Consider the following 9,657-nt stretch of genomic DNA (forward strand, 5'->3'; position numbering starts at 1 on the left):
ACAAAACTCCACAAAATGGTCAGAGCACAGATCAAGTATCGACAGATTCAAATATAACATCAATATCTTGAATTCTGAAAAGTTCTTTTTCTGATATCCGCAAATAGTGGAAAAGTATCTGAGCATCATCACGATGGAATGCAAAGTTAAGATGCATATAACTATCGCTCAGAAATCTTAAGGAGGACAAAGGATAAGCAAAAATATTTTAGCTTATCCTTTGTCCTTTCTTTATCTGGATTAATATACAATTTACAGAAGAAACGAACCTTGGAAGGATAAATTGAAATACTAGAGCAAAAGTCGAATCCTAGAGAGAGGGGGAGATTGAACTCTCAATCAGAGATTCAATTTAAAATTCTTAAATAGAATAACTATAATACACATATGGAATTTTAATACCAATACTATTGTTTTTGTTTAAAAAAACTAAAAATATTTTGTAAGAAAGGCTTTTTATGATTAATCTTAAGTATTACCCTGTTTTATTGTCTGCAATGTGTTGCGCTGTAGCGTCTTGTAATTCTTCTGACCTAGTAAAAAATTCTCCCCAAATAAGCAGTATTAGCACAACACCAGAATCCATCAGCAGCACCAATACAACACCAGAAGCAAAAGTTATTGCGCCTATATTTATGCCTTCACCTCTAACATCTCATACGTTAGAGGAGTACATGGAAAACATGTCTCAGAATGGTAATATTGAAAGAATAAAGGGATTTTTCAATGATACAAAACATCCAGAAATTATGTTTTATAGCTTTGATGCACACAAAATTTTCCAGGAAATAACGCAGTTTTTAACTTCAAAAAATACTCAAAAATACGTTAACGAGCCAGATTTTGAAGAGAATATCCAGAATAAAAGAATACATCTTGAAAAGGATTTCACTGCATTGAAGGCTAAATATCAGAATCTCATAAACCAAAATATCATATCTTCTCAAGAATCTTATGATGGAAGGCAAAGTTAAATACTAGAGCAAAAGTCGAATCCTAGAGAGAGGGGGAGATTGAACTCTCAATCAGAGATTCAATTTAAAATTCTTAAATAGAATAACTATAATACACATATGGAATTTTAATACCAATACTATTGTTTTTGTTTAAAAAAACTAAAAATATTTTGTAAGAAAGGCTTTTTATGATTAATCTTAAGTATTACCCTGTTTTATTGTCTGCAATGTGTTGCGCTGTAGCGTCTTGTAATTCTTCTGACCTAGTAAAAAATTCTCCCCAAATAAGCAGTATTAGCACAACACCAGAATCCATCAGCAGCACCAATACAACACCAGAAGCAAAAGTTATTGCGCCTATATTTATGCCTTCACCTCTAACATCTCATACGTTAGAGGAGTACATGGAAAACATGTCTCAGAATGGTAATATTGAAAGAATAAAGGGATTTTTCAATGATACAAAACATCCAGAAATTATGTTTTATAGCTTTGATGCACACAAAATTTTCCAGGAAATAACGCAGTTTTTAACTTCAAAAAATACTCAAAAATACGTTAACGAGCCAGATTTTGAAGAGAATATCCAGAATAAAAGAATACATCTTGAAAAGGATTTCACTGCATTGAAGGCTAAATATCAGAATCTCATAAACCAAAATATCATATCTTCTCAAGAATCTTATGATGGAAGGCAAAGTTAAATACTAGAGCAAAAGTTGAACCCTGGAGAGAGGAGATTAAACCCTAAAAGAAAAAGAACCTAATCCTAGAAGGGGTAATTGAACATTCAATCCAGAACCAATACCAAACTTTTCATCAGATTCATTGCCTTTTTATTGATCTATACGAACAATAGCTGATGAAGTCACATTACATTCCATGAGAAAGAATACGCCCCGAGGATTACTCTTTTTAAAATTATAGTCAGCCAAAATATATGGGATTATAATTATGTTATCTCCAGATATTTTGAATTTTAATTTTCTAGGAATGGATGCCAATGCGAGGGGGGACACTTTTCAGAATTATTTTCCAAAGCAAAATAGACGGGTACAAAAAGAAGATGCGCATGTCGGGTCAAACTTGTTATCCAGAGACTGATACGAGATGAACCTTATCAATTGATTGATGCCGGAAGAGTTTAGAGAGTAAAAACATGAAATTATCTAAGATACAATGGATAATTTACCGCTAGAATAAATTAAAAAATTCATGTTTACCACATATTGTTCTTCTTGAAATAACTCTGAAAAACCAGCTAATAAAGTTGATATGGACGTAGGGGAATAAAACAAATGATTGGAGGAAAATCGCTCTGATCTCAGTATCAACATAGCAAATATCCACACCAAGATGCACGGTATTTTTCGAAAATACTAATCATGATTGCGGCGGTTGCCATGACAATTATTGATTGAGCATCTCAATGCTCCTAGCGTTTCTATAGTCCCTCCTTCTTTCTCATCCTATCATCTATAAACCATCTCCCCAAAAAAATACAAGGCACAAGGTTTCTTGAGTGAATGAACTGAGCATCATTCTCAAGGAATTGGCTTTCATGATTCTTTGATAGCCCACAATCACAGCATGAGCGATGCATTCAATAATAATCCAAAATATGAAAATTATAAAACGAATAAGGGCATTCAAATCATCAGTTTGCCTGATAGCCATGCACCTTTTTAGACACAGCCCGTGATAGTATAAAATCCTACAGCAATATGATCATCTATTAAGCAAAACTTGGTATTTGGACTACAGATTCTTGTGAATTTTGCATAAAATTACCTTGATGATTTGATTTCAAACAGATCTTTTGTTTCAAAGCAAACGGTTTTTTTGACGATTCCAGTCGCGTTTTTTTTCTGTCTCGCGTTTATCGTAATTTTTCTTACCTTTAGCGAGTGCAAGATCAAGCTTTGCCAATCCTTTTTCATTAAAATAAAGCTTCAGTGGAACAAGTGTCATACCATCACGACGAACAGCCGAATACAAACGACCTATTTCTCTTTTGGAAAGAAGAAGCTTACGATGTCGTCGTGGAGCATGATTAAAACGATTGGCTTGCGTATACTCTGGAATATACGCGTTTATCAACCAAATTTCATCATTTTCACAAGAAGCATAAGACTCGGAAATATTGATTTTTCCTACCCGCAATGACTTCACTTCAGTGCCCGTCAGCACTATGCCAGCATTGTAAGACTGAATAATATGGTAATTATACCGAGCCTTTCGATTCTCAGAAATCAATTTTTTGGATAGGTTTTTTTTAGAATGAGAATTCATACTCTTTTTCAATTCCAATGAATATCATGCTCTTAATTTGAGAAAGAATTCTTTAAAAAACAATATTATGCAGTCAATATCCCTGCATATTCAAGAGCCCTATTAATAGCAAGGATTGTATCTTTTTCAAGAACTGAAACCATAGGCAATCGCACACGACAAGATATTTTTCTCCCCAAACGAGATAACGCATACTTTACTCCACATACAGCGGGTTCCATGAATAGTGCCTTGTATAGGGGAATGAGCTTATCTTGATATTCAAGAGCCTTGCGATAATCATCTCTCTGCATGGCCTGTTGAAATTCGGCACAAAGCTTTGGTGCAACATTTGCTGCAACAGAAATACATCCCACTCCACCGTGAGCATGAAATCCCAAAGCCGACGAATCCTCTCCCGACAACTGAATAAAATCAGCGCCACAAGCGATGCGTTGTTCTGATGCCAGTGCAATATTCCCCGTCGCATCTTTAATACCCACGATATTGGGATAGGTCTTTACCAATTTAGCCATCGTATCAACATCCATTGAAACAACAGTACGACTTGGATTATTATAGATATAAATCGGCAAATCCACTGCCTTCGCTATAGCGCTAAAATGCTCCCAGATTCCCTGGGCGTTAGGCTTGTTATAGTAAGGCAGAATAACCAACACGGCATCGGCACCAATATTTTGAGCATGTCGCGCTAATTCAATAGATTCTATTGTATTATTGGAACCTGCTCCAGCCATCACAGGAACACGGCCAGCAACTGTTTTAACACATAATTCAACAATGCGATAATGCTCTTTATGTGATAAAGTTGCTGATTCACCCGTTGTGCCGGCAGGAACAATCCCATTAGAACCTTCAGAAATTTGCCACTCGATATGTTCGGAAAAGGCCTCCTCATCAATATGGTTATGCTTTGTAAACGGCGTTATTAGAGCAGGAATCGAACCCTTGAACATAAAATCTACCCCTATGGCCATTTCTTTTGATATCAAATCATAAACAAACTAGCAAAACATAACAAGCCTACCACAACACTCATTTTTTATAATATACCAAAATAAAATCGGCATCTTTCACAGGAGGTGGAGGTAGACGAGTGTGTTTTTTTATGGTACCTATTAGAAGATGTAAATCTCTAGATTTATAGCTACTTTTTTGACAATAAATTGGTGATTAATATCATGAAAAAATTCAGAAATTCTATAATATATATCATTTTAATTCTCTCTTCTCCCCCAATCATCTGTTCAGCAAGATGTTCAGACAGCCGCGTACTGGAACAGAAAGAATCTCTTCCTTCAAATTCTTCCGCGACAATACCGAATAACGGTATCTCTCCCCATAATCACGACACAGCTTCTTTGGAAACTCCTAAAAAACAACCGAATAACGGAATTTCTCCTCATAATCACGGCAAAACTTCTTTGGAAGCTCCTCATAAAATACCGCATCAGAATAGCCAAAGTGAATTAGAGAAAGGACTTTCAGCTATATCAAGCGACGATATCTTTGAGGCAATTCGTATTCGCGATAAAATGCCCTATAAGAAGAAATTAGACAGAGACATACTAACCTGGGCCATAGCGACGTCAGGCAATAAATCTGTGCCTTCTTCAGAGCTTATTGAGGCACGCAAGAAACTCCAGGACTGGCCATATTTTGAAAATATAACCTCCTATCTAGAATACGCACTCTTTAATGAACAACCTAGTGCGAGGCGTATCTTAAAAGTTTTTGCTAAACGTCCTCCACAAACCCCTGAAGGAACGATTCTTCTGGTAAGCGCATTAGTGAAAAAAGGAAACATTACCCATGCAAAAACTATTTTAAAATCTATGTGGCATAAGAAATTATTTGACGAAAAAATCGAAAATTTTGTTCTGCAGAATTTTCCATCCCTTCTCGATATTTCTGACCATAAGCTTAGAATGAGTTTATTGCTTTTTTATAATAATCTAAACCAAGCAAAACGTTTTGCAACTCTTGCAAAAGCAGAATCTCTTTTCATGGTTTGGTCCGTTGTAAACAACAAAGAACCTTCTCAGGAGACAGCTAAGCTCTTAGATGACGCCAGCAAGAAGTGGTCAAATGATCCTTGTTACCTGTTTAGCAAGATAAGATATCTGCGTTACGAGAAAAAATATGCTGATGCAGGAGAACTTCTTCTTAAAAAGCGCCCTCGCAATGCTAAAGATCTTTTTAATCCTATGCTTTGGAAAACCGAGCAACAGATTATAAGCCGATCTCTCGCCAATGAAAAAAACTTTGATGCAGCTTATAGGGTTATTTCTGATATCATTACTACTACTGATACAACCTATATTACGGAATCCCAATTCCAAGCTGGTTGGTATGCTCTTAATTTTTTGAATGATCTTCCAAAAGCAGAAAAGCATTTTAATAATATTATGCTCTACTCGAGATCACCATTATCACGATCACGTGCCTTATATTGGTTAGGAAGAACAGCAGAAAAATCACAAAAACAGGCAAAAGCCAACCAATACTATACCAGAGCTTCTGCCTATCCTGCGACATTCTATGGACAACTTTCTACTGTTAAATTAGGACGCAACCTTCTAAAATTTAAAAAACACTCTCCAACACACAGTCAAAAATCCTGTATTACGTCTCATTCGATGGGAAGAGTTATTTTGCGTCTTGAAGAATTAAAAGAGGATGATTTTACGCGTCCTTTTTACAAACTTCTTGCCCAAAAACTCAATTCTCCTTCCGAAATAGCTTTCCTATCAGATATGGCGAAGCAAAGAAACGGTCTAGATCTTGTCCTAGAAATAGGAAAAACGGCTTATAATCGCGGATTGGATGTTGCTTTAGTCGCCTTTCCTCTGGGAATCGTCCCTAGCGATATGAATCTTTCTAAAGATCAACAAGCCCTTGTCCATGCCGTTGCACGTCAAGAAAGCGGCTTCAATACCTTGGCAATCTCTGAGGCTAATGCCTATGGCTTGATGCAGATACTTCCTAGTACAGCCAAAGATATGGCGACCAAACTTGGTATTCCATGGGAACCTCGTAAACTTCTTGAAGATCCGAAGTATAATATCACTCTTGGTCTCCATTACTTAGAAGATAAAATAAGTCGCTTTGGTGGATCTTATATTCTGGGATTTTCTGCTTATAATGCAGGACCTAGACGCACCTCTATTTGGTTGGAACAATATGGCGATCCCCGTCCATATCCCCTTGACAAGGTTGTAGACTGGATTGAGACCATACCTATTGGAGAAACACGAAACTATGTTCAACGCGTTATGGAAAATTATCAAGTTTACAAAACTCTATTGGGCGAAAAATTCAGTATAGCCAGTGATCTTACCGCAGGAAGCCCAAAGTAAAAGGGACCGTTTTCATTCTATTTTGTTAGGATATTTCCCAAATTTTTCTTTGAAAGGGTATAATCTATTCAAAAACCTTTGGAGATATAGGGGAATATCCTGACTCATAAAATGAAAAATTCCTCCTTGAACGCAGAGAAATAAGGATTTTTATATTAAAAACAAAAAAGTAAGATACTTCGCAAGGGATTTTACTCTAAAGGCTTATGTCGCCAAGCGCATGATCGGAAACTATGGTATTAATATTTCAGGAGCCGAAGAACGATTGGCTTTATATTGAGGATAAAGATCGTGGTGAATTTTTTTTCTGGATGATCAAAGATAACAGCAAAATGCGATACTTTTCTGGAAACATGTTGGCTGCGAGAATTTTGTAATCATTTCCATAACATGTTACAGAAGACAGAAATAGCTATCTGTTTTTGAAATAAGAATTTGACCTAAAAGAAGAGAATGATCGGAATCTGAAGAGATATTGCGAGCATCTCATGAAAAATATTTCTTAGATATACTTTCAATCCTTCTCACGACAATTCCTCATCATAGAAAATTCCATCACTTTAGGGTGGATCAATGCTTGATTTCTTCCATACCATCTACAACGTTGATGGCATGGTTGAATATGGAATAGACTTGTTTTCCTATGGTATTTTTTCCTGAAATACCCAGACGCTTTCACAAAAAACAGCATAGACCTTTTTCTCTATAATATCATGAATTGACGGATACTTAAAAAACCAACTATAGTCTAATGACTGCATGTACAAATAAAAAGACACAATGAAATTTCCGCATTTATCTCCGTGCCGAATTCAATCTGGAAAGCCAAAAGCAGGATTGATACGCAAAATATTTCCGCAATAATAACTTTTGAAAGTATAATCATCCATGAAAAAAGAAGATCATCTTTTTCTCGTTGATGGATCTAGTTTTATATTTAGAGCTTTTTATGCAATACCACCTCTTCACCGCAAGTCCGATGGATTACCCGTGAATGCTGTTTCTGGCTTCTGTAACATGTTATGGAAATTATTACAGAATTCTCGCAGCCAAGATGTTTCCAGAAAAGTATCGCATTTTGCTGTTATCTTTGATCATCCAGAAAAAACATTTCGCCATGATCTTTACCCTCAATATAAAACCAATCGTTCTTCGGCTCCTGAAATGTTAATACCACAGTTTCCGCTCGTGCGCTTGGCAACACAAGCCTTTGGAGTAAAATCCCTTGAAATGAAAGGCTTTGAAGCTGATGATATTATTGCCACTTATGCTCGTTCTGCAGAAAAAAAAGGAGTTTATGTTACTATAGTAACCGCAGATAAGGACTTCATGCAATTAGTCAGTCCTTTAATTTGTTTATACGATAGCATCAAAGAAGAACGTATTGATATCGATAGTGTTATCAAGAAATGGGGAGTCCCACCGGAAAAAATGGTGTGCCTACAAGCACTGGTTGGTGATTCTTCTGATAATATTCCTGGTATTCCTGGCATAGGTTATAAGACAGCAGCGTCACTTCTTCAGGAATACGGAGATCTTGAAAGTATTCTTAAATGTGCAAATCAAATGACACAGAAAAAGAGACGTGAAAGTATTTTAGAAAATGCTGATATAGCACGTCTGTCTCGTGATCTCGTAAAACTCTGTACTGATGTTCCTATCACTGTTCCACTGGATCACCTTACATTAGAACCCCAAAACGGTTCCAAAATCATTGCTTTTCTTAAAGCCCTTGAATGTACGGCTCTCACAAAACGCGTTGCCAAAGCCTGTGATTGTGATGCAAATCATATCGAACCAGCATATCTAGAGATATCTGAAAAATGGAAAAAAGAGACCTCTATAGCGGAAAAATCTGCAGATCTTCTGGAAGAAAAAATATCAGAAAACACTCCTCATGCATTGGTTGTAACGCGCTCTGAAATTGTGGCTCAATCTCAAATAAACAACGATAGCTCTATCCAGATAATCAATGTTACGGATCTTAGAAAATGGGTATCTATACTCAAAGAATCCGGAACTATTTCCTTCAAAATGATCACAGATACAACTGATGCCTTATGCTCAAAACCCATTGGTATGGCGTTTAGTATCCTTAACAAAGATATTTTTCCTTCAAAGTTGGAAACTTCTACAGTTTATATCCCTTTTTCTTTTGAAGATGAGACGGAAGAAAACACCTCTCCTGAAAAACAATATATTCCTATCAAAATCGCTCTTGCACATTTAAAAGCTTGTTTTGAAGACGAAAAAATCCTCAAAATAAGCCATAACATTAAATACGATTTTCTTGTTATGCAGCGTTACGGAATCATGATTCGTAGCTTTGACGATATTAAACTCATCTCTTATGTATTGGATTCAGGACGCTCTGCTCACAATATAACCAGTCTTTCCGGAAAATACCTCTCTCATCAACTGATCACTCGCAAGGAAATTTTAGGAACAGGAAAATCTTCTATTCCTCTTAACAAAATTCCTATTTCACAGATACAAAGCTATGCTATAGAAAATAGCGACGTCATCTTTCGATTATGGCTTCTCCTTAAGCCAAGATTGATTGCCGAGAAACTACTCCATGTTTATGAGAGACTAGAAAAGCCGATTGTCACCGTATTGGCGGATATGGAATTTGAGGGTATCCATATAGATAAGGAACTTCTTTCTCAAAGTTCACATGAACTGGGAAAGGAAATTGCAATTCTAGAGGAGAAAATATACCTCGAATCTGGAGAAAAATTTAATATTAACTCCCCAAAACAATTAGGTGAAGTTCTCTTTGAACAACTCAAACTACCAGGCGGAACTAAAACAAAAACGGGTCAATGGAAAACTTCAGCGCAAAATCTTGAGGAAATCGATTGCGAAGAACAAAGATCTCTCGTATCAACCATTCTTGAATGGCGTCAACTCTCCAAGCTCAAATCGACATATACTGATTCTCTGCCTCACTATATCAATAATAAAACACAACGTGTGCATACCTTTTATTCTCTAGCCTCTACGACGACTGGACGTCTTTCTTCCTCAGAACCGAATCTTCAAAATAT

At 36.3% G+C, this 9,657-nt stretch carries 6 protein-coding genes; 4 read left to right on the top strand and 2 right to left on the bottom strand.

Annotation, left to right across the window (positions count from 1 at the left end; all coding sequences use genetic code 11):
* Nucleotides 1-458: 458 nt before the first annotated feature.
* Both H0G72_RS01965 and H0G72_RS01970 read left to right on the top strand, forming a co-directional pair.
* Nucleotides 459-974, top strand: coding sequence for a hypothetical protein (locus H0G72_RS01965; RefSeq protein WP_182017088.1), 516 nt, complete (start codon nt 459-461; stop codon nt 972-974).
* 170 nt (nt 975-1,144) lie between these two features.
* Nucleotides 1,145-1,660 carry a hypothetical protein gene (locus H0G72_RS01970; RefSeq protein WP_182017088.1) on the top strand — a complete coding sequence of 172 codons (516 nt, stop codon included), beginning with the start codon at nt 1,145-1,147 and terminating at the stop codon, nt 1,658-1,660.
* A 1,120-nt stretch (nt 1,661-2,780) separates the two neighbouring features.
* Here H0G72_RS01970 and smpB read toward each other — a convergent pair.
* A complete protein-coding gene (gene smpB, locus H0G72_RS01975) occupies nt 2,781-3,248 on the bottom strand; it encodes an SsrA-binding protein SmpB (RefSeq protein WP_182017090.1) in 468 nt (155 codons plus the stop codon).
* A 65-nt stretch (nt 3,249-3,313) separates the two neighbouring features.
* On the bottom strand, nt 3,314-4,204 hold the full coding sequence (dapA, locus tag H0G72_RS01980; protein WP_182017092.1) for a 4-hydroxy-tetrahydrodipicolinate synthase: 891 nt from the start codon (nt 4,202-4,204) through the stop codon (nt 3,314-3,316).
* A gap of 225 nt (nt 4,205-4,429) precedes the next feature.
* Here dapA and H0G72_RS01985 point away from each other — a divergent pair, with 225 nt between their 5' ends.
* On the top strand, nt 4,430-6,607 hold the full coding sequence (locus H0G72_RS01985) for a lytic transglycosylase domain-containing protein (RefSeq protein ID WP_182017094.1): 2,178 nt from the start codon (nt 4,430-4,432) through the stop codon (nt 6,605-6,607).
* 888 nt (nt 6,608-7,495) lie between these two features.
* A partial coding sequence (locus H0G72_RS01990; RefSeq protein WP_182017096.1) for a DNA polymerase occupies nt 7,496-9,657 on the top strand: 2,162 nt, incomplete at its 3' end.

This window comes from Candidatus Liberibacter sp. (genome assembly GCF_014048425.1).
Classification (GTDB): domain Bacteria; phylum Pseudomonadota; class Alphaproteobacteria; order Rhizobiales; family Rhizobiaceae; genus Liberibacter.

Excerpts from the sequence above, each read along its gene's own strand:
- H0G72_RS01965 (WP_182017088.1), top strand. The coding sequence starts at position 459 with ATGATTAATCTTAAGTATTACCCTGTTTTATTGTCTGCAATGTGTTGC.
- dapA (WP_182017092.1), bottom strand. The coding sequence starts at position 4,204 with ATGTTCAAGGGTTCGATTCCTGCTCTAATAACGCCGTTTACAAAGCAT.
- H0G72_RS01970 (WP_182017088.1), top strand. The coding sequence starts at position 1,145 with ATGATTAATCTTAAGTATTACCCTGTTTTATTGTCTGCAATGTGTTGC.
- smpB (WP_182017090.1), bottom strand. The coding sequence starts at position 3,248 with ATGAATTCTCATTCTAAAAAAAACCTATCCAAAAAATTGATTTCTGAG.
- H0G72_RS01985 (WP_182017094.1), top strand. The coding sequence starts at position 4,430 with ATGAAAAAATTCAGAAATTCTATAATATATATCATTTTAATTCTCTCT.